Below are 25,949 nucleotides of genomic sequence, written 5' to 3' on the forward strand. Positions count from 1 at the left end.
CTTATTTCGGTTCGTCCATGTTGCGCGGAACCTCGAAGGTGCCGTCGATGATTTCCTGGCGCTTGGCCATCATCGCCTCGACAGCCTCGGCCGGGGCAGCGCCCTCGACGAAGGAGATGTCGCTGCCACCTTCCTTCAGCATGCCGAATGCCGTGTAGTCCTGACCGACCGGATTGCCCGCCTCGACATCGGCAAGAGCGGCGTCGAGGATCGGGCGGAAGCCCCAGAGCGCGTTGGCGAACACGGTTTCGGGATAGCGCGGCGTGTAATCGATCAGCGATCCGACGGCCTTGATGCCGCGTTCCTTGGCGGCATCGGCCGTGCCGATGCGCTCGCCGAACAGGATATCGGCGCCCTGGTCGATCTGGGCGAGACCGGCTTCGCGCGCCTTCGGCGGATCGAAGAAGGTACCGATGAAGGTGACGGAGTGCTCGGCATCCGGGTTGACCGCCTTGACGCCCTCGGCGAAGGCGTTGATCAGCATGTTGACTTCCGGGATCGGCATGGCGCCGACCGAGCCGACCTTGTTGGTCTTGGTCATCTTGCCGGCCAGCATGCCGGCGAGATAGGCGCCGTCATGGTTCCAGGTGCCGAACACGCCGAAATTGTCGCCCGACGGGCCGCCGGAGGATCCGAGCACGAAATTGGTGTCCGGATAGTCGGCGGCAACTTCGCGCGCTTCGGATTCGACGGCATAGGCTTCACCGATGATCAGGTCGGCACCCTGCTCGGCATATTCGCGCATGGCGCGGGGATAGTCGGTGCCCGAGACGCTTTCGGAAAAGACGTATTCGATCGTGCCATCGGCGGCGGCATCCATCAGCGCCTTGTGGATCACCGAATTCCAGGCATTTTCAACCGGCGACGCATGAATGCCGGCGACCTTGAGCTTCTCGGCAGCGCTAACAGCCGGAGCGACGGACACAGCGCCGAGCACCAGACTTGTCAGCATCAGCGAACGGCGGGAAATCATCAGTTTATTTGTCATGGCGGAACCCCTCTTTGACCAATTGGTCGAAAATTTACGGGCTGCACAAAGGTGTGTCAAGCAGCTGAAATGCCCAGCATTTGTGCAGTTCAGCGTTTCACAGGCGGAGCAGCCGGCATGTCCGGTAGCCCGATTCTGTTTTTGATTTCAAATGGATTTGTCAATTTTCGACAACATAGAACGCGGCCTCTGCAGGACCTTTGTATCAGCGATCTCAGGCGATCGCCGCCGGCGCGTTTTCTTCCGTCTCGATCGGCAGAAGCTTCATGAACGAGCGCGGCGCGCTTTCCAGCGGCTGGTTGCGGTCCATCGACTGCGCGGAGGCCGCGACGAACAGTTCCCAGCAGATCTCATCGTCTGCAAGCCTGCAGGTCCCGATCCGCTCCTGCCAGCCACGGGCCACCGTTTCCGGCACCAGCGCAACACCAAGCCCGTGGGCGACGAGCTCCAGCAGGCTGTCGAGATCGTTCACCTCGAAGGCAATACGTCGCGCGATGCCGGCCATGTGAAACGCCTCGTCGATCAGCAGGCGCGGCCCCCAGCCGGGCTCGAAATCAACGAAGGAGAAGGCGGCTAGCTCGGCAAGGCTGACGCCGTCGCGCCCCGCAAGCGCATGCGTCCTGTGATGGATTGCGACCAGTTCCTCGCAGGCAACGCATTCGGTGACGATATCGGCCGGCGGCTCGGCAATCTGCAGAAAGGCGAGGTCGAGCAGCCCCTTGCGCAGCTTCTCGATCAGATGATCTGGACTGCCCTGGCAGAGGCGGACATCGACCAGCGGATATTCGCGGTGGAAGCGCGCCAACAGTTCCGGCAGGTCGAGGAAGGCCGGCAGGCCCTGCACCGTGCCGATCGAAAGCTTGCCGCGCTCGCCGCTTTCGACCGAGGCAACGGTCTCCTTCAGTTCCTCGCATGCTGCCAGTACCAGCTCGGCCTTTTCCAGCATCGCCTTGCCGGCCGCCGTCAGCCGCACCTGCCGCGTGGAGCGGATGAAGAGCTTGGTCTCGAACTCATCCTCCAGCGCCTTGATCGCCGAAGACAGGGCCGACTGAACGATGTTGAGCTTGTTGGCCGCGCTGGTGAAATGCTGGGCGCGGGCTGCGGCGACAAAATAGCGAAGCTGCCTCAGTTCCATAGGCGCCTCCTCCTCTTATTCGGCGAGATCGATGAATACGATCTCGACAATCTATTTGACGGATAAAACCTCGCTTCGCAATATCCGCGTCAATCGGGAGGGGCGGCCCCGCGCCTTCAGGCGCGCGGCCCGCCACATCAAACAATGGGAGTGAGCATCATGAAATATACCCGTCTCGGCAAGACTGGCCTCGAAGTCAGCCGCATCTGCTTCGGCTGCATGTCCTTCGGCAAGAAGACCGACGAACGGCCCTGGGTTCTTGGCCTCGACGAGGCCCGGCCGATCTTCCGTCACGCCTACGAGGCCGGCATCAATTTCTATGACACCGCCAATGTCTATGCCGCCGGCACCAGCGAGGAAATCACCGGCGCGCTGCTTGCCGAGCTTGCGCCCCGCGACGAACTGGTGGTCGCCACCAAGGTGTTCGGCCGCATGAGCCCGAAGCCGAATGGCCAGGGCCTGTCGCGCAAGGCGATCCTCGCCGAAATCGACAACAGCCTTAGCCGGCTGAAGATGGACTATGTCGATCTCTACCAGATCCACCGCTTCGATCCGTTCACGCCGGTGGAAGAGACGATGGAAGCGCTGAACGATGTCGTGCGCGCGGGCAAGGCTCGCTATATCGGCGCCTCGTCGATGTTCGCCTGGCAGTTCGCCAAGCTGCAGCATGCAGCGGAGAGCCATGGCTGGACGAAATTCGTGTCGATGCAGGATCAGCTCAGCCTCACCTATCGCGAGGAAGAACGGGAGATGTTGCCGCTCTGCGTCGATCAGGGCATCGGCGTCCTACCCTGGAGTCCGCTTGGCGGCGGCAAGCTAACCCGCCCCTGGGGCACGAAGACGGACCGCTCGACCACCGACCGTTACAACAAGTCGATGTATGACGATGGCGAAGACAATGCCAAGAACGTCGTCGCAGCCGTCGAAAAGGTGGCGAAGGCTCGTGGCGTGTCGATGGCGGAGGTGGCGCTCGCCTGGGTGCTGCAGAAGCCGGTCGTCACATCGCCGATCATCGGCGTCAGCAAGCTTTCCCATCTGCAAGACGCGATCGCGGCCGTGGACCTGACGCTCTCCGACGACGAGATCGCCGCGCTGGAAGCCCCTTACAAGCCGCTCGCTGTCACCGGGTTCTAGGAGCCGAGCGACGTCCAAACAAAAACGCCCGCAGCAGCACCGCGGGCGTTTTCGTGAATAGCGGGGGACCTCAGCGATAGAGGTAGCTGCGGCCCTTCTCGTCGAACAGGTGAAGCTTGTCGGGATCGGCGACAAAGCGCAGCGGATCGCCCGGCTTGCCGCGATGAATGCCGGGCAGCTTGACGATCAGCGGCTCGTCGTCGACCAGCGAACCCTCGATGTAGATGAGGGTGACCTCACCGAGCGCCTCGATGATCGAAATCTCGCCTTCGAACAGGAAGGTTTCGCCCTCGCCGGCGGTGCGGACGTCCTCGGGACGAACGCCGAAGCTTGCGGCCTTGCCTTCGTCCTCGGCCGGCGTTGCGATCGGAACTTCGATGCGCTTGCCGTCACGCAGCTCGACCTCTGTGGTCTCGCCGGTCCGGGTGATCTTGACCGGCAGGATGTTCATCGCCGGCGAACCGATGAAGCGGGCGACGAAGAGGTTGGCCGGACGCTCGTAGAGCTCGAGCGGTGCGCCGACCTGCTCGATGTAGCCGCCGGAGAGCACGACGATGCGGTCGGCAAGCGTCATCGCTTCGACCTGGTCGTGGGTCACGTAGATCATCGTGGTATCGGGCATCTGGTCGTTGAGCTTGGCGATCTCGATGCGGGTCGCGACACGCAGCGCGGCATCGAGGTTCGAAAGCGGCTCGTCGAACAGGAAGACCTTCGGATCGCGGCAGATGGCACGGCCGATCGCCACGCGCTGACGCTGACCACCGGAAAGCGCCTTCGGCAGACGGTCGAGATAGGGCGTGATCTGCAGCATGTCCGCGGCGGCCCGCACGCGGCGGTCGATCTCTTCCTTGCTTTCCTTGGCAATCCGCATGCCGAAGGCCATGTTGTCGTAGACCGACATATGCGGGTAGAGCGCGTAGGTCTGGAACACCATGGCGATGCCGCGCTTGGATGGCGGGATCTGGTTGACCACCTGTCCGTCGATCGCGATGTCGCCGCCGGAGATTTCCTCAAGGCCCGCGATCATGCGCAGCAATGTGGACTTTCCGCAGCCCGACGGGCCGACGAACACCACGAATTCACCCGGATTGATGTCGAGATCGATGCCGTGCAGCACCTCGACATTGCCGTAGGATTTCTTGACCTTTTTGAGCGTAACGCCAGTCATATCTCGCCCCTTTCCCTTTATTCTCCGTGGCGGGCGAAGTAAGCGCCCCAGGCAGGAAGTTTTATCGTGTCGCCGTCCCGATCAACGGCAAAGCCGAAGTCCTCAGCCGAAAATGCGTTCCAATCGCCTTCGGGAAGCTTCGCCGTGACGGGTTCGGCCGACATGTTGAATATGCAAAGCACCGTCTCGCCACCCTCCTCGCGGGTGAAGACCAGCGTGTCGCCTTCGTGCGGAATGAAGGCGATGGTTCCCGATATCAACGCCTTGTGCTGCCTGCGGAAGGCAAGAAAACGCCGGTAATGCTCGAGCACCGAGGTGTCTTCGCCCTGCTGGACGTCGACCGACTTCATGATGTGATCGGCAGAGACCGGCAGCCAGGTCTTTTCCGCAGTCGAGAAACCGCCATTGGCGGCACCCGCCTGCCAGACCATCGGGGTGCGGCAACCGTCGCGGCCCTTGAATTCCGGCCAGAACTCGATGCCATAAGGGTCCTGCAGGTCCTCGAAGGCGACATCGGCTTCGGTGAGCCCAAGCTCCTCGCCTTCGTAGATGCAGACCGAGCCGCGCAGCGACATCAAAAGCGAGGCCAGCATCTTGGCATAGGCCGGCTTGTCCTCGACATCCGCGCCCCAGCGGGTCAGATGACGCACGACATCGTGGTTGGAGAAGGCCCAGCAGGCCCAGCCCTCGGGTGCGGCATCGGCAAAGGCATTGATGGAATCGACAACGCGTTCCGGCGTCACCTTCTGCGGCGCCAGGAATTCGAAGGCGTAGCACATCTGCATCTTGTCGCCGCCGGAGGTGTACTCACCGACGATTTCGAGACCGCGCTGCGCTTCTCCGACCTCGCCCACGGCGGCAATCGCCGGGTATTCCTCCATCACCGCCCGGAGGCGCTTCAGGAATTCGAGGTTTTCCGGACGGCTCTTGTCATAGAGATGGAGCTGGTAGTTGTAGGGATTGACGGCCGGCGCGGTGCTGTCGTTCCTCAGCTCCGGCGCAAGCGGCGGGTTGTCCCTCAGTTCCTTGTCGCAGAAATAATAGTTGATCGTGTCGAGGCGGAAACCGTCGACGCCGCGATCGAGCCAGAAACGGACGGCTTCGAGCAGCGCGTCCTGGACGTCCATGTTGTGGAAGTTGAGATCCGGTTGCGAGGCCAGGAAGTTGTGCAGGTAATATTGCAGGCGACGGGCATCCCACTGCCAGGCCGAACCGCCGAACATGCCGAGCCAGTTGTTGGGCGGGGACCCATCCGGCTTGGCATCGGCCCAGACATACCAGTCGGCCTTGGGATTGTCGCGTGATTGCCGGCTTTCCATGAACCAGGGATGCTGGTCAGAGGTGTGCGACAGCACGAGGTCGATCATGATCTTGAGGCCGAGCTTGTGGGCCTTCTCGATCATCAGGTCGAAATCGGCGAGCGTGCCGAACATCGGGTCGATGTCGCAGTAGTTCGACACGTCGTAGCCGAAATCCTTCATCGGCGAGGTGAAGAACGGCGAGATCCACACGGCATCGGCGCCGAGTTCGGCGATGTAGTCGAGCCGGTCGGCGATGCCCTTGATATCGCCGATGCCGTCGCCGTTGCTGTCTTGGAAGGAGCGCGGATAAACCTGATAGATGACGGCGCCCCGCCACCAGTTCTTGTCCGCTGCCTGATTGTTGATTGCATTCATTGCTTATGTCCTGAAATTCATGATCTTGCCGGGCGGAAGGGCGGCATCAGCCGCCCTTGACCGACCCCGCAAGCAGGCCGCGCACCAGATAGCGCTGCAGCGCGAAGAACACGATAAGCGGCACGATGATGGAGATGAAGGCGGATGCCGTCAGGATCTCCCAGTTGCCGCCGCGGGAACCGAGCAGCTCGCGCAGCCTTGCCGTCAGCACGATCGTCTGCTCGCTGTTGCCAAGGAAGACGGTTGCCACCAGCAGGTCGTTCCAGGTCCACAGGAACTGGAAGATCGCGAAGGAGGCGAGCGCCGGATAGGACAGCGGCAGGATGATCTTGTTGAAGATCATGAAGTCATTGGCACCGTCGACACGGGCCGATTCCATGATCTCACGCGGCAGGCCGGCGATATAATTTCGCAAGAGGTAGATCGCGAGCGGCAGACCAAATCCCATATGCGCCAGCCATATGCCGACATAGGTCTTGGCCGGCACGCCGAAGGTCTGGCCGATCTTGTTATACATCTGCAGCAGCGGAATGAGCGACATCTGCAGCGGCACGACCAGCAGGCCAACGATGATGGCCAGGAGCAGGTTGCGGAACGGGAATTTCATCCACGACAGCGCATAGGCCGCATAGGCCGCCACCAGAACCGGGATGATGGTGGAGGGTATCGCCACCGTCAGCGAGTTCAGGAAGGACTGGCCGATGCCCTCCGCCGTCAGAACGTTGCGATAGTTCTCAAGTGTGAAGCGCGGCGGAATTTCCGCGGTGACGAAGATGCGTTCGCCGCGCCGGCCGAAGGGTTCCGGCGAGGTCATGCGGTAATCGCCGCTCTCCTCGACGGTCAGTTGCTGGCCATCGCCGATATCGACGGTCTGGCCGACTTCGTATTCCTCCGGCCTCAGCGACGAAGTGCCGAACTTCGCGACCTTGCCGCCAGCGCCTTCCAGCGCGTTGCCGGTGATGACATAGACACCGTCTTCCTCGGTCTGCCCATCCGCACCCGGGGCACGGTAGATGAGGTTCTGCGTCGAGGTCGAAAGCGACGTCCACCAGCCGGAGGCGACGATCTGGTCCTTGTCACGGAGCGAGGTGACGAGCAGGCCGAAGGTCGGAATGGTCCACAGAATGACCAGGAGAGCCACGGTGATGTGCGAGAACCAGACGAGCGGCGATCTTTTGTGAGAAAGCATTTACCGGCCCTCCATCTCTTTGCGCGCGTTGCGGATGTTCCAGACCATGATCGGAATAACGAGGACCATGATGACGATGGCGATCGTGGCGCCGCGGCCGAAATCGCCGCCGCCTCTGAACATCCAGTCGAACATGAGATTGGCGAGCACCTGCGTGTCCCATTGCCCGTTGGTCATCGCGAGCACGATATCGAAGATCTTCAGAACGATGATGGTGATCGTCGTCCAGACAACGGCAATGGTGTTGTAGATCTGCGGAACCATGATCTTGAAGAAGATCTGCAGCCCGTTGGCGCCGTCGATGACGGCCGCTTCGATCGTCTCTTCCGGAATGCCGCGCAGGGCCGCCGACAGCAGCACCATGGCAAAACCGGTCTGGATCCACAGCAGGATGACCATCAGGAAGAAGTTGTTCCAGAACGGCATGGCGATCCACACATGCGGCTCGCCGCCGAGTGCCACCACGATCGCGTTCAGGATGCCGATCTGATCGGCGCCGTCGCCGCGATAGTCATAGACGAACTTCCAGATGACCGAGGCGCCGACAAACGAGATCGCCATCGGCATGAAGATCATCATCTTGGCGAAGGAGCCCCACCAGATGCGGTCGGTCAGCCAGGCGATGATCAGGCCGAAGAAGGTCGACAGCGCCGGCACGAAGACCAGCCAGAGCATATTGTTGAACATCGACTCGCGGAACTCGGCATCGAAGAACAGCCAGCGATAGTTGGCGAGCCCGACGAAGTTCTGGCCGGAAGGTCCGTGCAGCGAATAATCGACGGATGCGACCACCGGCCACACCAGATAGACGCCGAGCGACAGCAGGGCCGGCCCGAGGAAAAGCCACGGACGGATCATCCCCGAAACGCGCAGGTTGCGCACGCCCTTGGCAGGGTCACGCGTCTGCGACGGGAAGATGATGTCGAGCAGCTTGTTCGAACCGTAGAAATAGATAACAGCGGCAGCAACGCCGATGACGACGGCCAAGAGGGCCTTGATGACTTGTTCCACGCCTTTCAACTCCCCAAAACGGCTCTCTTCGGCATATCGCCAGCACCGTTCAGCTTATTGTTTTGGCTTCGGGCTTCAGCAAGCGCCGCAAAGCACAGAGCAGAAATTCTTCGGGATCGATCGATTGCGCTTCCAGTTGGAAGCAAGCAGCCGGGCCGTAAACGGCCCGGCGCAGTATGACAAATCGTTCAGGATTTGACGACTGTTACTTGATCGCGTCCCAAGCCTTCTGGATGCCGTTGGCCGCATCTTCGGCGGATTCGCCGCCGACGAAGTCAACCATGCCGGTCCAGAATGCACCCGCGCCGATCTTGCCCGGCATCATGTCGGAACCATCGAAGCGGAAGGTCGTGGCTTGCGTCAGGATCTCACCTTCGCCACGCGCGGTGTCGTTGGCATAGGCTTCCGGATTGACGTCCTTGTAGGGCGTCAGGAAGCCCGACTGGGCCATCCAGACTTCATGCGCGATCGGCGTTTCCAGGAACTGGATGAAGGCTTCGGCAGCAGGGCTGTCATTGGTGATGCCGAACAGCGTGCCGGCGCCAAGAACCGGCTTGCCGAGATCTTCGCCTTCATAGGCCGGGAAGTAGAAGAAGTCCGCATCGAGGCCGAGTTCCGTGCCCTCCGGGAAGAAGGACGGGATGAACGAGGCCATGTGATGCATGTAGCACTTCGGCGGCGAATCGAAGAGGCCCTTCGGGCTGTCGCGGAAGTCGGTCGAGGCGACAGCAGCGGAGCCACCGTCGACGAACTTGTCGTTCTTGGCGAACCAGCCGAACTCATCGATGGCGTTGACGACACGCGGATCGTTGAACGGGATTTCGTTGGTGACCCATTCGTCGTAGACTTCCGGCGGCTGCGTGCGCAGCATCATGTCCTCGACCCAGTCGGTGGCCGGCCAGCCAGTGGCGGCACCCGAGCCAAGACCGATGCACCAGGGCGTACCGCCATCGGCAACGATCTGCTCGGTCAGCGCCTTCAGGTCTTCCATGGATTCCGGGACTTCGTAGCCGGCATCATCGAAATTATCCGGAACATACCAGACGAGCGACTTCAGGTCGGCCTTGTAGGGGAAGACATAGAGAGACTTCTCGCCATCCGGGCCGGCATAGGTAGAAAGATCAACCCAGGACTGGCCGGCCGCATACTTCTCCGACAGGAACTCGCCGGCTTCGGCCGGAAGCTTGGTGAGCAAGCCCTTGGCCGCGAGGTCGGCCGCAAGACCCGGCTGCGGGAAGACGGCAATGTTGGCCGGGCTGCCCGCCTGGGTATCGATGACGATCTGCTGCTCGAAGGAGTCCGAACCGGAATACTCGACATTAACGCCGGTCGCTTCCTCGAAATAGGCGAGGACGCTTTCGAACAAATCCTTGTCCGGGCCGAGCCACGGGCCGAAGATCGACAGCGTCTGCCCCTTCAGGTCGCCATGCGCCTCGGAAAACTGGGTAAAGCTGTCCCAGTTGAAACGGGAATCTTCGCCGGGAGCGAATTTGAGATCGGCGGCGTGCGCCGCACCGGCAAAAAGTGCCAGCGTGGCAACGCCGGTCAGAAGAGCTTTGTTCATGTGATTTACCTCCCATCACATTCGGACCCTGAGGGCCCCGTTGTCGAGTGACGCTTCTTCCAAAGCGTTTTGACAGATCAAGACATTTCTCGTGTGACGCCCCAGAGTCAACCCCTTTCGGCGAAACGAGCTTATTTTTTGCCCGTTTTTGTCCTTTGGAACCGATTTTTGGCGACCGCCCCACAAAAAGAACTTTCCCAAACCGCGCCCGACTTGCTAAAAAAGCCAAAGCGCTTTGAAAGCCGCCACGGCCCACCTCGGGCTCGCCCCGGCAATATCGGCTGAGACAATGATCGCTTTGTCGACCATAGCACGATATGACATCTAATTGGACCGGGGGTGCGCGTTTTCAATGACCTGAGCTTCGGGTTTTCGGACCAGGCTCATGTCGGCGGTTTTCGCCCAGGGAGGATGCGGGAGTGAATTTGAAACAACTGGCAGCCCAGCTCGGGCTGTCTCCAACCACGGTCAGCCGGGCGCTGAACGGCTATCCCGAGGTCAATGCCGAAACGCGCGACCGGGTCCTGCGCGCCGCGCGCGAAACCGGCTACCGCCCGAACCGCACTGCCCAGCGGCTCGCAACCGGCAAGGCCGGCTCGATCGGCCTTCTGATGCCCGTGGGCGCCGAGGTGATGTCGGACCTGCATTTTGGCGAATTCCTGCGCGGCCTCGGCGAAACCGCACAGAAGGAAGACTTTCACCTGGTGGTCATGCCCGCCGATCCGGCCGACGAGGTCTCGGCGCTGCGCAGCCTCGCCACCAGCGGCTATGTCGATGGCCTCTGCCTCGCCTATATCCGCGAGAACGACAGCCGCATCGACCTGATGGAATCCTTCGGGCTGCCGTTCATCGTCCATGGCCGCTTCTTCGACCCGCCCCACCCCTACCCCTTGCTCGACGTCGACAACGAGGCGTCGTTCTTCGAAGCCACGCGATTGTTGCTGCAGCTCGGCCACAGCCGCATCGGGCTGATCAACGGTGACGAGGAATTCGGCTTTGCCATCCGTCGCCGCGATGGCGTGGTCAAGGCTCTTGCCGAGCGCGGCCTGACGCTTGAGCCGCGCTTCCATGCTTCCGAACAGATGACGGAGGAAGGCGGCCAGCGCGCCACCGAGCGCTTTCTTGCCGCGCCGGAGCGGCCAACCGCGCTTATTTGTGCGAGCATGGTGCAGGCGCTCGGCATTGTGCGCGCCATCGAGCAGGCCGGACTGACGCTCGGACGGGACATTTCGCTGATTTCCTATGACGATGTCCTGCCGCTGCTGCGCCCCGAGCTGTTCACGGTACCGCTGACCACGACGCGCTCCTCGCTGCGCATGGCCGGCCGGCGCATCGCCGAACGCCTGATCCACGCGATCAAGGGCAGTACGCAGGACACTCTGGAAGAGCTGTGGCGGCCGGAACTCGTGGTCCGCGCCTCGACAGGACAGGCGCCGGGAAAGAACTGAAAGACGATGCAATACTTGCGCTATACTTCAGTATAGATCACGCCGGCACGCTACACGTCTCCGGTTCGGATGAACGCACAATAAAGCGCAGGGAGCGAACCTGCCGCATGGCGACACCCGCCTTTCCACGCCCCACTCCGTAAGGCCAGCAGAGACCGAAAGCGCGACACGCCCATCAAGGCGCACCGCGCGATCATCCACTCCCGAGACTGCGCACCGTCTCGGTCAGAACTGCCTTATCCAGACGTTCAGCGTGGTGAAACCTTCAGGATTGATTGCATAAAACCTTTTTGTCCCGACAGGGGTGACCCGGACGAGCTTGCTATCGAGCAAGGCTTTCAAATGCTGCGAGACCGCAGGCCGGCTGATCGGCAGGCCTTCGGAAAGTTCGGTAACCGTTTTGGGTTCGCGCCGAAGCGCCATCAACAGGTGACGGCGATTCGGGTCGGAAATTGCAACAAAGGGGTCAAACGTGCTCATGCACGCATATTACGTTAAAGTTACCGAGACCACAAGTAGTTCTTGAGTTAGCCCAACCCGTATTAAAATCGCGATTTGTCAAAATACTCGACGATCGACAATTTCTCGGTTTCTTCTTTATTAGATTCGACTAAAGACGTGCCATCACGGGACTGTGATGGTTTCGCCGCCAGGTTTTTACTGCTCGCATTACCAGTAATAGGTGAACTCGTGCTATTGAACGACACCAGGATCGCCTCGGTCGGCCGCGCGCCCTTGACCGGATAGTCCGGAGCGGCGGCGTTGATGCGGGCAGCCGTCGGGCGGAACTGAGCGCGGAAGTCATCAGCTTCGTTCACCGCGACCTCGGTGGTGTTGCCCATCGTGTCAAGCTTGCTCGCAAGTTCGGCATGGGCTGAACGGCGCGGATCGGGCCGCGGTGTCGCCACGGCGAGCACGGACTGCGAGGCCACCGGATCGATCGAGGTTCCGCTGCTGGTGGTCGCCGCGTAGGCCAGACGCGGGCTCGGAACAGGCACGTTGTTGTTGTCCATCAGATCGAAGGGCGCGTCGCCGGCGCCATCGTCAAGTGCTGCCACCTCCACCGGGCTTGCCTCCACGGGCGCAGCGGCATCGGCGACCAGCACGTCAGCCACGGACACCCCATCGCCAAGCGAAGCCGGCCGCGCCTGCGGAAGCGGAATATTGGCGGCAAGCAGAGCCTCTGGCGTTGAGACAACTTCGGCAACAGGCGGGGTCGGATCGACAAGCGCGGTCGCAAGCGGCGTGCCGAGGTCGGCATCGGCAGCACCTGGCCTGCTCAGCGGCAGCGGGATGTCGAGATCGTCGAAGGAAACGGCAGCCGTCAGGATATCGACGGGACGCTGTGCCGGCTCGACGGCAGGCGCGGTGCGCGACGGCGCTGCAGTGCGCGGCGAAGCACGCGGCGTCGGCGCTTCATCATTGCCGCCCTTGTCGCGGCCACCAAAGAGCATGGCGAGCAGGTTGGGACGCTCATCCTCGTCGCCGTCCTCCGTACTTGCAACAGCAACCGGGGCGGAGCTTCCCACGGAACCCTTGGCCTTGTACTCGGCCAAAGCTTCGGAATAGCCCGGCAGCGGCTTGCCGTCTGAAGGAATGTGAAGGGTGTGGCCTTCCGGGAAGATTGCCGCGAGCTGGCTGCGGCTCATGCGCGGCCAGGCGCGCACGCTCGCCACATCAAGATGCACGAAAGGCGAACCGGAGGTCGGATAATAACCGACGCCGCCGCGCTGCATCTGCATCGCGGTTGCCCTGAGCTTGGCCAACGGCACACCGGGGATGAAGAAGTCCATCGCCTTGCCCTGGATATGCTGGGAATTCTTGGCAACACCGGAGGTGTTCTTGCGGAGCATCGAGTTGGTCGCTGGCGAGCGATAGGCGGAAACGACGTTGATGTAATCCTTGGCGCCGACCTTCTGGTAGACTTCCCAGACCAGATCGAACAGCCGCGGATCCATGTTGGTCGGCTCGCTGTGGCGCCAGTCGCGCAGGAACCAGTTGAGCTGCTCGAGCCCCTTCTTGTCGTAGCGGCCATTGCGCTTGAAGGTGATCTCGGCGCGTTCGCCGGTATGGACATAATAAATCTTGAGCGTGCGCGTTTCCGCACGGGCCTCAGCGCCGCCAAGCGTCAGAAAAACAGTGGCGACCATTGCCAGCACAATGAGTGTCCGTCGCAGAAGCGATACAGTTGGACGGATTGGCAAACCGGATTCTCCCCTGGGTGTCTTGAAGATCGCGAGCTTTCTGTCCCCTGCGATCGTCGTTCAGGCTGCTCTGGATGCGCTTCAGATTTGAAGGTCCAATGCGGCGCAAACGAGGCGGGACGCCATCGCGGCTTCAACCTGCCATCTTATAGGCAACATTCCGTTAATTTCATAGTCCCGTTATAGGAGCGTATCCTTTAGCAAGGGTTAAATCCTTGCTCTCGATCAGGTGTTCTTGCAGAAGTCAGCGTCCCGTTTTCGGCCACTTCCCTGGCGCAAGCGCCCACCCGCCGCCAGCATTTTCGCGACGGCGGATTGCGGAAGCCGGAGAACTGCACATATGTTGACGAAAGGCTCCGAGGAGCAGAAATGACGACGACAATCACGAAAGGCAGGCTCATGTTCGACACCCCGATGACGCGCGCACCGGCGGAGACCGCAGCTCAGGCGGATGACAACACGCTGGGCACCCTGCCGCTCTGGGACCTGACGCACCTCTACCCCGGCGCAGATTCGCCAGCATTCAAGTCCGCCTTCGATGGCGCAGCCTCTGCGGCCCGCGACTTCGCCGCCCGTTTCCGCGGCAAGCTGGCGGAAGCCGCCGGCAAGACCGGCGATGACGGTCTGGGAGCGGCCGTCGAAGAATATGAGGCGATCGGCGATACGCTCGGCCGGCTCGGCTCGTTTGCCGGCCTTTCCTATTATGCCAATGCGGCCGATCCGGTCCTGCGCAAGCTTTACGGCGATACCTCGGCGCGGATCACCGAAATCTATGCCGACCTCCTGTTCTTCGAACTGGAACTGAACCGGCTTTCGGAAGAAGAAATCGAAAAGGCACTTGCCGCCGACGCCCGCTTTGCCCACTACCGGCCCTGGGTACTGGACCTGCGCAAGGAAAAGCCGCACCAGCTCGACGACCGCACCGAGCAGCTGTTCATGGAAAAATCCATGACCGGCAGCCAGGCCTTCAACCGGCTGTTCGACCAGACCATGGATGCCATGCGCTTCACCATTGACGGCGAGGAGATGCCGCTCGAAAAGGCGCTCAACATGCTCTCCGACGTCAAGGAGCCTGTGCGCCGCAAGGCAGCCGAAGCGCTGGCCACGACCTTCAAGGTCAACCTGCCGACCTTCTCGCTGATCATGAACACGATCGCCAAGGACACCGAGATCAACGGCCGCTGGCATGCCTTCGAAGACATTGCCGATAGCCGCCACCTGTCAAATCGTGTCGAACGCGACGTGGTGGACGCGCTGACGGAAGCCGTGCGCGATGCCTATCCGCGCCTTTCCCACCGCTATTATGCGATGAAGGCGAAGTGGCTCGGCATGGATCAGATGAACTACTGGGACCGCAACGCGCCGCTGCCGGAAACCGTCGAGCGCACGATTCCGTGGGATGAAGCCAAGGATACCGTGCTTTCCGCCTATGGCGCCTTCTCGCCGGACATGGCCGACATCGCCCGCCGGTTCTTTGATGAGAACTGGATCGATGCGCCGATCCGCCCCGGCAAGCGCACCGGCGCCTTCGCCCATCCGACCGTGCCTTCCGCCCATCCTTATGTACTGGTCAATTACCTCGGCAAGCCGCGTGACGTGATGACGCTGGCGCATGAGCTCGGCCATGGCGTGCACCAGGTGCTGGCGGCAAAGCAGGGCGCGCTGATGTGCTCGACGCCGCTGACGCTTGCCGAAACCGCCTCCGTCTTCGGCGAAATGCTCACCTTCCGTGCGCTGCTTGCCAAGACCACTGACAAGGCGACCCGCAAGGCGATGCTGGCACAGAAGGTCGAGGACATGATCAACACGGTCGTGCGACAGATCGCCTTCTACCAGTTCGAGCGCAAGGTCCACACGGCGCGCCGCGAGGGCGAACTGACCGAAGACCAGATCAACGAGATGTGGATGTCTGTCCAGGCCGAAAGCCTGGGCCCGGCAATCAAGCTTGCCGACGGTTACGAGACCTACTGGAGCTACGTGCCCCACTTCATCCACTCGCCGTTCTATGTCTATGCCTATGCCTTCGGCGACTGCCTGGTGAACTCGCTCTACGCCGTCTACCAGAACGCCGAAAGCGGCTTCCAGGACAAGTATTTCGACATGCTGACCGCCGGCGGCACCAAGCATCATAGCGAACTGCTGAAGCCGTTCGGCCTCGACGCCTCCGATCCCGCCTTCTGGGGCAAGGGGCTGTCTATGATCGAAGGCCTGATCGACGAACTCGAAGCACTCGACAAGGGATAGGCCGCTACGCCCATGGCCCGACCGCCGATTGCCTGTTTCAGCGACGATCTCGCCGGCCGGATGCTGACCTTCAGCCGGCCCGACACGCTCATCGTCGCCGAAACGGCCGACGCCGTTCTTCCGGCGCTTGCGCGCATGGAAGAGCTGCGGCAGGCAGGCCGGTGGATGGCGGGCTATATGTCCTATGAGGCCGGGTTCCTGCTGGACACGGCACTTGCCGGGATCGCCCCCGAAAAGCCGGACCTGCCCTACCTTTGCTTCGGCGTGTTCGACAGGCCGGAGGAGGCGGCTCCACCCGAACCGGAACGAGCACAGGACTTTCTTTCGGAAGTGACGCCCGCCTGGGACTTCGAAACCTACGAACGCAGGTTCGACCGCCTTCATGCGCATCTGATGGCAGGAGATTGCTATCAGGGCAATCTCACCTTTCCTGTCCACGCCCGCTGGAGCGGCGATCCGCTTGCCGCATTTCATGCCTATGCCGCGCGCCAGCCGGTGCGCTATGCGGCCTACATCGATCTCTTCGGTCCCCGCATCCTGTCGCGCTCGCCCGAACTCTTCTTCGAGACCGGCGCCGACGGCTTCATCGAAACACACCCGATGAAGGGTACGGCCCCGCGCGGGAGAGACGCGGCCGAGGATGAGGCGATCATTGCCGCAATGCTTGATGATGAGAAGACGCTTGCCGAAAACTGCATGATCGTCGACCTGCTGCGCAACGACATTTCCCGGATATCCGAAAGCGGATCGGTTCATGTGCCGAAACTCTTCGACATCGAAACCTATCCGACGCTGCACCAGATGGTGAGCCATGTGCGGGCGAAGCTTCTACCCGATGTCACGCTCACCGAGATCTTTTCCGCTCTCTTTCCCTGCGGTTCGGTGACCGGCGCGCCGAAGATTTCCGCTATGAAGATCCTGCATGGCCTGGAACAGGGCCCGCGCGGCGCCTATTGCGGGGCGATCGGCATGATCGGCCCGGACGGCGCCATGCGCTTCAATGTCGCGATCCGGACGCTGACGCTTCATGATGACGGCCGCGCCGTCTTCAATGTCGGCGGCGGCATCGTTGTTGATTCGACTGCGCGCGGCGAATATGAAGAAGCCTTGCTGAAGGCCCGTTTCGCGACGGGCGCGCTTGCCCCGGAAGGATCCCGATGATCGTCATCTCGCTCACCTATGTTCAGCCGATGGAAGAGGTCGAAAAACATTTCGACGGCCACATAGAATGGCTGAACCGGCACTATCAGGCGGGCGATTTCGTCGCTTCCGGCCGCAAGGTGCCGCGGACGGGCGGTGTCATCCTGTCTCACGGCACGATCGAAGAGGTCGAGGCCATCTGCCGGGAAGACCCCTTCGTCGCCGAAGGCGTCGCTACCTTCGAACTCACCGAGGTGGATTTCTCGCGCACGCTGCCGGCGCTCGAAGGCCTTAAGGGATAGGCAGGAGATGGAACGTTCGCTCCGGCACATGCCCTATGGCCGCGCCTACAAGCCCTTCTCCATCGGCCTTTCCCAGCTTGCACCCGACAATTGGCTCGAACCCGACGACGAACTCGGCCGCTATCTCGATGAAAAGCGCTCGCTGCTTGCCGAACGCCGCGACGAGATTTTTCGTGCAGAAGAGGACAGCCTCAAGGCTCAGCGGGAGGCGCTTTCGATGCTTGTCGCCCATCTCGCGGAACGCCACGGCAACCTCTATCGACGCGACGGCAACCTCATGCAGGTCGCACACCGCTCGGTGGCCCTCGACGCCGCCGAACCGCCGCTATTGACGGCCGGCCTGATTGTGCAGGACGATCTTGCGATCCTGATCAAGCACGACGATGCCTGGCATCTCGCCGCCGGCTTCATCGCCTTCCCCTCCTCCTGGTCGCTCGCCGACAAGGCCGGCAAGCCGATGGATACGGTGCACGCGGATGTTCCCGGCTTCCAGGCCGGCACGCGCAACGCGGCGCTGGTCACCCGCATCTTCGACAACCTGAAGCCCGGCCTTCCCGCCGAGCGCTTCAACTGGTCGTTCAAGGGCAGCGCCGCCCTCGCCATGCCAGTCTCGAAGCATTTGCCCGAAGATCCGTTCCGCCCGGTTCGGCCGATCGCCGATAACGTTCTCAGGGTCGAACGCCAGACACTGACCCGATTGCCGGAGACAGGCGCCATCCTGTTCACGATCCGCATCTATGCCGACCCGCTTGCCGCCATTCTCCGCCACCCGGAGCATGTGACCATCGCCCACGAGATGATACGCCAGCTTGACGGGCTGACGGCCGAAGAGCGGGCCTACAAGAGCATGGCGGACGCCGATGTCGATGCCCTGCGTGCGCATCTGGTGCCGATTGCCGGTCGCCCGGTGGAAGTGGACCGGTAAATCGGGTTTACTGGGATTTGCCAGACCAGCCCAATTTTATCGATGCAACCGGGAACATTGTTTGCCGCGTCATACTTTTCGACTACGGTTGCCTTATTGCGTCACATGCGCACAGAGATTGAGAAGGAAGTGGAAATGAATCAGGACTATCCGACATATGCCGAAATCACCGGTCCGATCGTGATGATCGGCTTCGGCTCCATCGGTCGCGGCGCGCTGCCGCTGATCGAGCGGCATTTCCGCTTCGACAAGTCGCGCATGGTCATCATCGACCCGAATGACGCCCACGCCAATCTCGCCGCCAGCCACGGCGTCCGCTTCATCCATGCCGCAGTCACCAAGGACAATTATGAAGAGCTGCTGGAGCCGCTGCTGACGGAAGGCGAAGGCCAGGGCTTCTGCGTCAACCTTTCGGTCGACACCTCCTCTCTCGACATCATGAAGCTCTGCCGCTCGCTCGACGTGCTCTATATCGACACCGTGGTCGAACCCTGGCTCGGCTTCTATTTCGGCGGCGGCGACAATGCCGATCGCACCAATTACGCGCTGCGCGAAACCGTGCGCAAGGAGAAGCGCAAGAAGCCCGGCGGCACCACCGCGGTCTCCTGCTGCGGCGCCAATCCCGGCATGGTGTCCTGGTTCGTCAAGCAGGCGCTGGTCAATCTGGCGCGCGACACCAGCATGGATTTCGTCGAGCCGCAGGCCGACGATCGCGAAGGCTGGGCGAGGCTGATGATGGATGTCGGCGTCAAGGGCGTTCATATCGCCGAACGCGACACCCAGCGCTCGAAGTTCCTGCGCCCGCAGGGCACCTTCTGGAACACATGGTCGGTCGAGGGCTTTGTTTCCGAAGGCATGCAGCCGGCCGAACTCGGCTGGGGCACACATGAAAAGTGGATGCCGAAGAACGCCCGCAAGCACAAGAAGGGCAGCAAGGCGGCGATTTTCCTCGAACAGCCCGGCGCCAATACCCGGGTGCGCACCTGGTGCCCGACGCCCGGCGCGCAATATGGCTTCCTCGTTACCCACAATGAGTCGATCTCGATTGCCGACTACTTCACCGTGCGCAACGACAAGGACAAGGTGAGCTACCGCCCGACCTGCCACTATGCCTACCACCCCGCCGACGTCGCGGTGCTGTCGCTCGACGAGATGTTCGGCAATGGCGGCAATCCGCAGGACGACAGCCTGGTGCTGGAAGAAGCCGACATCCTGACCGGCATTGATGAACTCGGCGTGCTGCTCTACGGCCACGACAAGAACGCCTACTGGTACGGTTCGCGGCTCTCCATCGAGGAAACCCGCAACCTCGTGCCCTATCAGAACGCCACGGCGCTGCAGGTGACCTCGGCGGTGCTTGCCGGCATGGTCTGGGCGCTCGAAAATCCGGATGCCGGCATCGTCGAGGCCGACGAGATGGACTATCGCCGCTGCCTCGAGATCCAGACCCCCTATCTTGGCCCGGTCGAAGGCCACTACACCGACTGGACACCGCTGACCGGCCGGCAGACGCTGTTCGCCGAGAAGAAGGACGAAAGCGACCCCTGGCAGTTCAAGAACATCCTCGTGCAGTTCTGACAGCGGCGCGGCCGCGGGAATATCGGAAAAACCGGATTTCTCCCGCGGCCAACCTTGAAATCGGCGGCGCACAAGAGGATAACGAAAAAGCGGGCCCCAGCGCGTTATCCGGGGACGGGAACTTATTGTACCGATTGATTAAACCGCCGCGAAAGCCGCTCGATGCGCCCATATTACAAGAACGTCAAAATGTTCCGCCGCAGCCGTGTGATGTGGGGATCATGGCGAATATGGCAACCGCGGCTGGTGTTCTGGGTCGGCGCCGTCATGATCGGCGTCATCAGCGTGCTGTTTGCCCGCGCCGCCGACGAGGCGATGGACATCTTCAACCATGTCCGCACGGCCAATGCCTACACACCCTACCTGCCGCTGATCATCACCCCGCTCGGCTTCATGCTTTGCTCCTATCTCGGCAATCGCTGGTTTCCGAATTCGCAGGGGTCCGGGATCCCGCAGGCGATCGCCGCCCGGCATCTGCATCACACCGAAAGCCAGCACCGGCTCCTGAACCTCAGGATCGCCGCCGGCAAGATCCTGATCACCGTTCTCGGCCTCTTTTGCGGCGCCTCGATCGGGCGTGAGGGGCCGACGGCGCAGGTCGGCGCCTCGATCATGATCCAGACCGCGCGCTGGGGAAAGATGATCCAGACCAAGGGCCTGATCGTCGCCGGCTCCGCCGCCGGCATCTCCGCCGCCTTCAACACGCCGCTCGCCGGCATCGTCTTCGCCATCGAGGAGATGAGCCGCGCCTACGAATCGCGCGCCAACGGGCTGGTGGTCTCCGCCATCATCCTCTCCGGCCTTGCCGCCATCGGGCTTGCGGGGAACTACACCTATTTCGGGCAGGCCTCCGCTATCGCGGTCGCGCCGCAGGAATGGGTTGCGGTTTTCGTCTGCGGCATCGGGGGCGGTCTTCTCGGCGCGCTGTTCTCGCTCTATTCCCTGAAGGCAGCTCGCCGGCTGAAGCGCTGGGCGCAACCGGCGCCGATCAAGCGCATGGCGCTGGTTGCGGGCGGCTGCGGCCTTGCGGTCGCCGTCATCGGCGTCATATCCGGCGGTTCGACCTTCGGGACCGGCTACGAGCAGGCCCGCACCGTCATCGAAGGCGGCGATATCGGAGCCTTCTATTTCGTCGGCAAGCTCGCCGCGACCTTCCTGTCGATGGCGTCCGGCATTCCGGGCGGCCTGTTCGCGCCGTCGCTGTCGGTCGGCGCAACACTGGGGTCATCCATTGCCCATGTTCTCGGCATCTCGATCGGCCTCGGTGCAATCCTCGGCATGGCAGGCTATTTCGCCGGTGTCGTGCAGTCGCCGATGACCGCCTTCGTCATCATTCTCGAAATGACCGACAATCATGATGGCATCATCACCCTGATGGCGACCTCGATGCTCGGCTACATCGCCTCGCGGCTGATCCTGAGCGAACCGCTCTATCACGGCCTGTCGCGCGCCTACCTCGCCGACGCCATCAAGTTCCAGCGCGCCCGCAGCCGCGAAAGTGCGGAGGAAGAGCGCGCCAATATCGACGAGATGCGGGTCGAGACGAAGCGCTACAACGACAAGGGAGCCCTCTAGGGGATGGCTTCATTCTACGGGTACCATCTTTGACGCCAAGCTTTTGTCCGCGAGCGACGGTTTTCGGCAAGCCGGTTCCTCGTGGCATGATGGGTCAGCCGCCATACTGTGCCAAACTGACATAGGGCAAGTTCGATGAGCATCAGCAGCAACACGGCAGAGACGACTTTCGAGGAGAAACTGGCGGGCCTGGACCTTGAGGGGCGCCTGCGACTGACCGCCGAGACCGGCAGGCCCGCCGTCTTCACCACCAGCCTCGGCATCGAGGACCAGGTGATCACCGCCGCCATCGCCACCGCCCGCCTGCCGATCCGCATTGTCACCCTCGACACCGGCCGCCTGTTCGACGAGACGCTGGCGCTCATCGAGGAGACCGAGGCGCGCTACGGCATTGCGATCGAGCGCTTCGTGCCGGATGAGGGAGCGGTTGCCGGCTATGTGGCCGATTACGGCCGCAACGGATTCTATGAAAGCGTTGAAGCCCGCCACGCCTGCTGTCAGATCCGCAAGCTGGAGCCGCTGGCGCGCGCGCTCGCCGGCGCAAGCTACTGGGTGACGGGGCTGAGGCGCGGCCAGTCCGGCAACCGCGCGACGACGCCGTTTTCAGAACCCGACCGGGCCCGCAGTCTCACCAAGATCAATCCGCTCGCCGACTGGAACATCGAGGATATACGATCCTACGTTGCCGCCGAGGGCGTGCCGGTAAACCCGCTGCACGAGCGCGGTTATCCGTCGATCGGCTGCGCCCCTTGCACCCGCGCCATCCGTCCGGGAGAGCCGGAACGCGCCGGCCGCTGGTGGTGGGAAAACGACGCCAAGCGCGAATGCGGCCTGCATGTCGCCAAGGCCGCCGGCTGACCGCTCGTCAGCCGCGCGGATTGCGCCGTCAGCGCCGGGTCGAGCGGCCCTCGATCAGCCCGAAAGGCAATTCGACGGCGGCTTCCGGCCTCACGCCCTCGCTCATGAAATGCATGATCATTTCCGCGGCCTTGTAGCCGATCTCGTAGAGCGGCACATAGATCGAGGTCAGCGGCGGATCGGCCATATCGGCGAAGGCGAGACCGTTATACCCACAGATTCCGAGCTCCTCCGGCACCCTCAGACCGAGCTGCTGGGCCCCGAAATAGACGCCGAGCGCCAGTTCGTCATCGTGACAGAAAACGGCATCGATATCCGGACGGCGCTCGCGCATGCGATGCAGCATGATGATACCCTGCTCGAGCGGGTTGCCATCCTCGGCATCGAAGATCAGCGCCGGGTCATAGGTGCCGGCCTTGCTCAGCACATCGCGATAGCCTTCGAAGCGCCGCCGTGACCGGATATCCTTGCCACCGCCAAGCATGGCGATGCGTTCATACCCCTTGGACAGCAGATGCTCGACGGCTGCCGCAGCGGCCGAGCGGTGACGGATGCCGACGCCCATGTCGAGCGGCTCAAGGCTGGTATCCATCATCTGGACGACGGGGCAGTCGATCTCGGCGATCAGCGCCCGGTTGACCGGAAATTCCGCGACGCTTTCGAGAATGATGCCGGCCGGGTTCTGCGCCACGAACAGGGAGAGCTGCTTGGCTTCCTCGGCGGCATTGAGGCCGATATTGGCGAATTGCGTGCTGACATCGGAGCTCTGGAACCGCTCCTCGATGCCCTTTGCCGCATGAAAAAAACCGCTCATTTCGAGGATCGGGCCGAGCACGGCGACGACGCCGCTATGCCGGCTGGCAAGCGCCCGCGCGGCGAAATTCGGCACATAGCCGATTTCCTCGACCACATTGAGGATGGTTTCGCGCAGCTTGTCGCTGACCTTGTGGGGTTCACGCAGCGCCCGCGAGACGGTGATGGGGCTGACGCCCGCAAGCCGCGCCACATCACTCAACGTCGTCCGTGCTCTTGCACCACCCCTCAGCCTGAATGACAAAATCTCTTCCCCTGTATCAAAACCGAACGCCGTTTTCGCATTGCAAGTGGCACGGTATTTCGGAATCGTCTAAAGCGCACGCCCGGAGCATGCCCCAAATTCCCGCCAAAGGCAAAGTCTGCGCGCCTGCTTACCAAGCATTGTTCAGAAGCAACCGCCAGTCCATCAAAAACGCTATCAGCCGGTCGACAATGCCTTGAGATCGGTCGCCGGATCCGCAATCACATCGGGCGACGGCCGCAGGCCTGCAGCCAACATTTTCTTCCCGGCAACATAGGCACGCGCATCATTGATCGCGTCGACGGCAAGCAATTCGTCGCCACGGAAGTACCAGACGGAAACGCTGCCCTCGCGGGGGCCTGGCCTCACCACGGTGGCGTCATAACCATCGTTAAATCCGGCAATCTGTAGCTTCACGTTATACTGATCGGACCAGAACCACGGTTCGGCGACATAGGGCGCCGGCGTGCCGGCGATCACACCGGCCACGGCCTCGCTCTGGTCAACGGCGTTGGGCACGCTTTCGAAGCGGACGCGGCGTCCGGCAAAGGGCTGTTCGGCACAGTCGCCAATGGCGTAGATATCGGGGTCGGAGCTGCGCCCGAAGGCATCGACGACGATGCCGTTGCCGACCGCAAGCCCTGCCCGCTGGGCAAGGTCGTCATTCGGCGTGACGCCGATGCCGGTCAGCACGATGTCAACGGCGAGCGTGCTGCCATCAGACAGACGAGCGCGCGTCACCCGGCCGCCTTCACCCTCGAGGAGTTCAATGCCGGTATTTTCGCGGATATCGACACCATGACTGCGGTGGATGGCGCGCATGATGTCGGAGGTCTCGGGTGCCGCGACACGCTTGAGGATGCGATCGGCCATCTCGATGACGGTGACCGAAACATCGAATTTCCGCGCAACCGCCGCCGCTTCGAGCCCGACATAGCCGCCGCCGATGACGAGCATGTGCCGGCCGGGCTGCATTTCCTCCCTCAGCGCATCAGCGTCGCGCTTGTCGCGCATGACGAAGACGCCGGAAAGGTCACCGCCGAGATCGCGCGGCAGACGCCGGGGCGTGGCGCCGGTCGCCAACACCAGCGTGCCGTAGCCGATCCGTTCGCCATCCTGCAGCACGACTTCGCGCGACTTCCGGTCTATGGCCTCGACGAAGGCCGCGAGGCGGAGGTCAATGCTGTTTTCCGCGTACCAGCCTTCGGGCCTGAACAGCAGCCTGTCGAAGGTCATCTCGTCCAACAGGTATTTCTTGGAGAGCGGCGGCCGCTGGTAGGGCGCCACCGCCTCGGCACCGATGAGGGTGATGGCGCGCCGGTCACCGAGGCCCCTCAGCTTCGCTGCGAGCGCAAAGCCGGCCTGTCCTGCGCCGACGATGACGATCCTGTCGGTCATGATGTCTCCTCGTTGCCTTTCGCAAGGCTTACGGCGCGCCCCATCATCCGTCAATTGTCCGCAGGCGCGCAAAGAAAAACCCGGGCGCCGGGCCCGGGTTTCTCACGTCAAAGTGACGGTCCGTGAAGCTTACAGGTTACCCTTGCGCTGCTGCACCATCATGTACTTGTCGAAGGAGAACTCGGCGAGCTGCATCCACAGATAGGCGTCCTTCTTGAACTCCTGCTGGCTGTCATAGATGCGCTTGAACCATGCGTTCTCGGCCGAAATGCCGGCAAAGACTTCCTGCGATACCGTGTAGCAGGCATCGAGGATTTCCTCGTTGAACGGCTTCAGCACGGCGCCATCGGCGACGAGCTGGCGCAGCGCCTTCGGGTTGCCGACATCGTAGCGGGCGAGCATGTCGAGATTGACGGCATCGCAGGCGTCGGTGAGGACCTGCTTGTAGCTGTCCGGCAGGTCGTTGAACTTGTCGAGATTGGTGAAGGCGTGGATGACCGGGCCGCCTTCCCACCAAGCCGGGTAGTAGTAATACTTGGCGACCTTGACGAGGCCGAGGCTTAGATCATCATAGGGGCCGACGAATTCGGTGGCGTCGATGGTGCCGCGCTCCAGAGCCGAGTAGACGTCGCCGGCAGCGATCTGCTGCGGGGTGACGCCGAGCTTCGCCATCACCTGGCCGGCGAGACCAGCGATGCGCATCTTCAGGCCCTTGAGGTCTTCAACGGAGTTGATCTCCTTGGAGAACCAGCCGCCCATCTGCGCGCCGGTGTTGCCCGCCGGGCGTCCCCAGACGCCCTTTTCGGCGAAAAACTCGTCGAAAAGATCGTTGCCGCCGGCCTGATAGAGCCATGCGTTCTTCAGGCGCGCATTCATGCCGAAGGGAACGGCCGTGCCGAGACCATAGGTCATGTCCTGGCCGATATAGTAGTAGGACGGCGTGTGGCACATCTCGATGGTGCCGTCGCGCACCGCATCAAGCACCTGCAGCGGCGGCACGATCTCGCCACCCGCATAGACCTGGATTTCGAAATTGCCGTCGGTCGCGGCGCTGACGCGATCGGCAATGCCGGTCGCACCGGAATAGAGGATGTCGAGCGACTGCGGAAAGGCAGACGAGAGCCTCCACGTCAGCTTCGGGTTTTCCTGGGCAATGGCCGGGGCGGCAAGGGCTGCGGGGGCAAGGGCGCCGGCCGAAGCGACACCCGCCTTCTTGAAGAATGTGCGGCGATCCATGAAGGGGTTTCCTGCTTGCGTTCTTATGAGGAGAGCGCCGGGGCAGACCCGGAACAGGCCTGCCGGACCGGCCGATCCGTACCGGGCGGTACTAGACGGTTTTTCGGGGCCGCGCAAGC

General features: G+C 62.2%; 21 protein-coding genes. 9 read left to right on the forward strand and 12 right to left on the reverse strand.

Annotated features, from left to right (window positions below; genetic code table 11):
- Position 1 precedes the first annotated feature (1 nt).
- A complete protein-coding gene (locus TM49_RS00965; protein ID WP_045679147.1) occupies positions 2–988 on the reverse strand; it encodes a BMP family protein in 987 nt (328 codons plus the stop codon).
- 214 nt (positions 989–1,202) lie between these two features.
- The gene (locus TM49_RS00970; protein ID WP_045679148.1) at positions 1,203–2,123 is read right to left on the reverse strand and encodes a LysR substrate-binding domain-containing protein; all 921 of its coding nucleotides are present in this window, start codon (positions 2,121–2,123) and stop codon (positions 1,203–1,205) included.
- Positions 2,124–2,282: 159 nt separating this feature from the next.
- Here TM49_RS00970 and TM49_RS00975 point away from each other — a divergent pair, with 159 nt between their 5' ends.
- Positions 2,283–3,257, forward strand: coding sequence for an aldo/keto reductase (locus TM49_RS00975; protein ID WP_045684567.1), 975 nt, complete (start codon positions 2,283–2,285; stop codon positions 3,255–3,257).
- 70 nt (positions 3,258–3,327) lie between these two features.
- On the opposite strand, the gene TM49_RS00980 is transcribed toward TM49_RS00975, so the two are convergent.
- From TM49_RS00980 to TM49_RS01000, 5 genes are all read right to left on the reverse strand, one after another.
- The gene (locus TM49_RS00980) at positions 3,328–4,425 is read right to left on the reverse strand and encodes an ABC transporter ATP-binding protein (protein ID WP_045679149.1); all 1,098 of its coding nucleotides are present in this window, start codon (positions 4,423–4,425) and stop codon (positions 3,328–3,330) included.
- A gap of 17 nt (positions 4,426–4,442) precedes the next feature.
- Positions 4,443–6,101: a beta-galactosidase BglA gene (gene bglA / locus TM49_RS00985; RefSeq protein WP_045679150.1), complete on the reverse strand. Its 1,659-nt coding sequence runs from the start codon at positions 6,099–6,101 to the stop codon at positions 4,443–4,445.
- 46 nt (positions 6,102–6,147) lie between these two features.
- Entirely contained in the window at positions 6,148–7,290 is a 1,143-nt protein-coding gene (locus tag TM49_RS00990) for a carbohydrate ABC transporter permease (protein ID WP_045679151.1), read from the reverse strand.
- Entirely contained in the window at positions 7,291–8,301 is a 1,011-nt protein-coding gene (locus TM49_RS00995; RefSeq protein ID WP_045684568.1) for a carbohydrate ABC transporter permease, read from the reverse strand.
- A 205-nt stretch (positions 8,302–8,506) separates the two neighbouring features.
- Positions 8,507–9,865, reverse strand: a complete 1,359-nt coding sequence (locus TM49_RS01000) for an ABC transporter substrate-binding protein (RefSeq protein WP_045679152.1) — start codon at positions 9,863–9,865, stop codon at positions 8,507–8,509.
- A gap of 419 nt (positions 9,866–10,284) precedes the next feature.
- On the opposite strand from TM49_RS01000, the gene TM49_RS01005 reads away from it, so the two are divergent.
- Positions 10,285–11,313 carry a LacI family DNA-binding transcriptional regulator gene (locus tag TM49_RS01005; RefSeq protein WP_045679153.1) on the forward strand — a complete coding sequence of 343 codons (1,029 nt, stop codon included), beginning with the start codon at positions 10,285–10,287 and terminating at the stop codon, positions 11,311–11,313.
- Between the two features lie 225 nt (positions 11,314–11,538).
- Here the strand turns inward: TM49_RS01005 and TM49_RS01010 are convergent, their stop codons facing one another.
- Entirely contained in the window at positions 11,539–11,793 is a 255-nt protein-coding gene (locus TM49_RS01010) for an ArsR/SmtB family transcription factor (RefSeq protein WP_045679154.1), read from the reverse strand.
- 62 nt (positions 11,794–11,855) lie between these two features.
- Positions 11,856–13,517, reverse strand: coding sequence for a peptidoglycan L,D-endopeptidase MepK (locus TM49_RS22485; protein WP_425283267.1), 1,662 nt, complete (start codon positions 13,515–13,517; stop codon positions 11,856–11,858).
- Positions 13,518–13,931: 414 nt separating this feature from the next.
- Here TM49_RS22485 and TM49_RS01020 point away from each other — a divergent pair, with 414 nt between their 5' ends.
- The 7 genes from TM49_RS01020 (at position 13,932) to TM49_RS01050 (ending at position 22,139) form a co-directional block, all read left to right on the forward strand.
- On the forward strand, positions 13,932–15,761 hold the full coding sequence (locus TM49_RS01020) for a M3 family oligoendopeptidase (RefSeq protein ID WP_045684571.1): 1,830 nt from the start codon (positions 13,932–13,934) through the stop codon (positions 15,759–15,761).
- Positions 15,762–15,773: 12 nt separating this feature from the next.
- Complete coding sequence (locus TM49_RS01025) at positions 15,774–16,922, forward strand: aminodeoxychorismate synthase component I (protein ID WP_045679155.1); 1,149 nt, start codon at positions 15,774–15,776, stop codon at positions 16,920–16,922.
- A complete protein-coding gene (locus tag TM49_RS01030; protein WP_045679156.1) occupies positions 16,919–17,203 on the forward strand; it encodes a YciI family protein in 285 nt (94 codons plus the stop codon). Before TM49_RS01025 ends, TM49_RS01030 begins: the two co-directional genes overlap by 4 nt.
- A gap of 7 nt (positions 17,204–17,210) precedes the next feature.
- Positions 17,211–18,128, forward strand: coding sequence for a heme-dependent oxidative N-demethylase family protein (locus tag TM49_RS01035; protein ID WP_045679157.1), 918 nt, complete (start codon positions 17,211–17,213; stop codon positions 18,126–18,128).
- A 135-nt stretch (positions 18,129–18,263) separates the two neighbouring features.
- A complete protein-coding gene (locus TM49_RS01040) occupies positions 18,264–19,706 on the forward strand; it encodes a homospermidine synthase (RefSeq protein ID WP_045684572.1) in 1,443 nt (480 codons plus the stop codon).
- A 162-nt stretch (positions 19,707–19,868) separates the two neighbouring features.
- The gene (locus TM49_RS01045; RefSeq protein WP_045679158.1) at positions 19,869–21,281 is read left to right on the forward strand and encodes a chloride channel protein; all 1,413 of its coding nucleotides are present in this window, start codon (positions 19,869–19,871) and stop codon (positions 21,279–21,281) included.
- A 135-nt stretch (positions 21,282–21,416) separates the two neighbouring features.
- Positions 21,417–22,139, forward strand: coding sequence for a phosphoadenylyl-sulfate reductase (locus TM49_RS01050; RefSeq protein ID WP_045679159.1), 723 nt, complete (start codon positions 21,417–21,419; stop codon positions 22,137–22,139).
- A gap of 28 nt (positions 22,140–22,167) precedes the next feature.
- Here the strand turns inward: TM49_RS01050 and TM49_RS01055 are convergent, their stop codons facing one another.
- The 3 genes from TM49_RS01055 to TM49_RS01065 all read right to left on the reverse strand — a co-directional run bounded on the left by TM49_RS01055 (position 22,168) and on the right by TM49_RS01065 (position 25,830).
- Positions 22,168–23,145 carry a LacI family DNA-binding transcriptional regulator gene (locus TM49_RS01055; protein WP_244464847.1) on the reverse strand — a complete coding sequence of 326 codons (978 nt, stop codon included), beginning with the start codon at positions 23,143–23,145 and terminating at the stop codon, positions 22,168–22,170.
- A 228-nt stretch (positions 23,146–23,373) separates the two neighbouring features.
- Positions 23,374–24,594 (reverse strand): NAD(P)/FAD-dependent oxidoreductase, encoded by a 1,221-nt coding sequence (locus TM49_RS01060; protein WP_045679161.1) that lies wholly within the window; start codon positions 24,592–24,594, stop codon positions 23,374–23,376.
- 129 nt (positions 24,595–24,723) lie between these two features.
- A complete protein-coding gene (locus TM49_RS01065) occupies positions 24,724–25,830 on the reverse strand; it encodes a TRAP transporter substrate-binding protein (protein ID WP_045679162.1) in 1,107 nt (368 codons plus the stop codon).
- Positions 25,831–25,949: the final 119 nt, after the last annotated feature.

This window comes from Martelella endophytica (genome assembly GCF_000960975.1).
GTDB lineage: Bacteria > Pseudomonadota > Alphaproteobacteria > Rhizobiales > Rhizobiaceae > Martelella > Martelella endophytica.

What these genes read in the sequence shown, in the direction of transcription:
- TM49_RS00965 (WP_045679147.1), bottom strand. Translation starts at nt 988, where the DNA reads ATGACAAATAAACTGATGATTTCCCGCCGTTCGCTGATGCTGACAAGT.
- TM49_RS00970 (WP_045679148.1), bottom strand. Translation starts at nt 2,123, where the DNA reads ATGGAACTGAGGCAGCTTCGCTATTTTGTCGCCGCAGCCCGCGCCCAG.
- TM49_RS00975 (WP_045684567.1), top strand. Translation starts at nt 2,283, where the DNA reads ATGAAATATACCCGTCTCGGCAAGACTGGCCTCGAAGTCAGCCGCATC.
- TM49_RS00980 (WP_045679149.1), bottom strand. Translation starts at nt 4,425, where the DNA reads ATGACTGGCGTTACGCTCAAAAAGGTCAAGAAATCCTACGGCAATGTC.
- bglA (WP_045679150.1), bottom strand. Translation starts at nt 6,101, where the DNA reads ATGAATGCAATCAACAATCAGGCAGCGGACAAGAACTGGTGGCGGGGC.
- TM49_RS00990 (WP_045679151.1), bottom strand. Translation starts at nt 7,290, where the DNA reads ATGCTTTCTCACAAAAGATCGCCGCTCGTCTGGTTCTCGCACATCACC.
- TM49_RS01000 (WP_045679152.1), bottom strand. Translation starts at nt 9,865, where the DNA reads ATGAACAAAGCTCTTCTGACCGGCGTTGCCACGCTGGCACTTTTTGCC.
- TM49_RS01010 (WP_045679154.1), bottom strand. Translation starts at nt 11,793, where the DNA reads ATGAGCACGTTTGACCCCTTTGTTGCAATTTCCGACCCGAATCGCCGT.
- TM49_RS01020 (WP_045684571.1), top strand. Translation starts at nt 13,932, where the DNA reads ATGACGCGCGCACCGGCGGAGACCGCAGCTCAGGCGGATGACAACACG.
- TM49_RS01025 (WP_045679155.1), top strand. Translation starts at nt 15,774, where the DNA reads ATGGCCCGACCGCCGATTGCCTGTTTCAGCGACGATCTCGCCGGCCGG.
- TM49_RS01030 (WP_045679156.1), top strand. Translation starts at nt 16,919, where the DNA reads ATGATCGTCATCTCGCTCACCTATGTTCAGCCGATGGAAGAGGTCGAA.
- TM49_RS01035 (WP_045679157.1), top strand. Translation starts at nt 17,211, where the DNA reads ATGGAACGTTCGCTCCGGCACATGCCCTATGGCCGCGCCTACAAGCCC.
- TM49_RS01040 (WP_045684572.1), top strand. Translation starts at nt 18,264, where the DNA reads ATGAATCAGGACTATCCGACATATGCCGAAATCACCGGTCCGATCGTG.
- TM49_RS01045 (WP_045679158.1), top strand. Translation starts at nt 19,869, where the DNA reads ATGCGCCCATATTACAAGAACGTCAAAATGTTCCGCCGCAGCCGTGTG.
- TM49_RS01050 (WP_045679159.1), top strand. Translation starts at nt 21,417, where the DNA reads ATGAGCATCAGCAGCAACACGGCAGAGACGACTTTCGAGGAGAAACTG.
- TM49_RS01060 (WP_045679161.1), bottom strand. Translation starts at nt 24,594, where the DNA reads ATGACCGACAGGATCGTCATCGTCGGCGCAGGACAGGCCGGCTTTGCG.
- TM49_RS01065 (WP_045679162.1), bottom strand. Translation starts at nt 25,830, where the DNA reads ATGGATCGCCGCACATTCTTCAAGAAGGCGGGTGTCGCTTCGGCCGGC.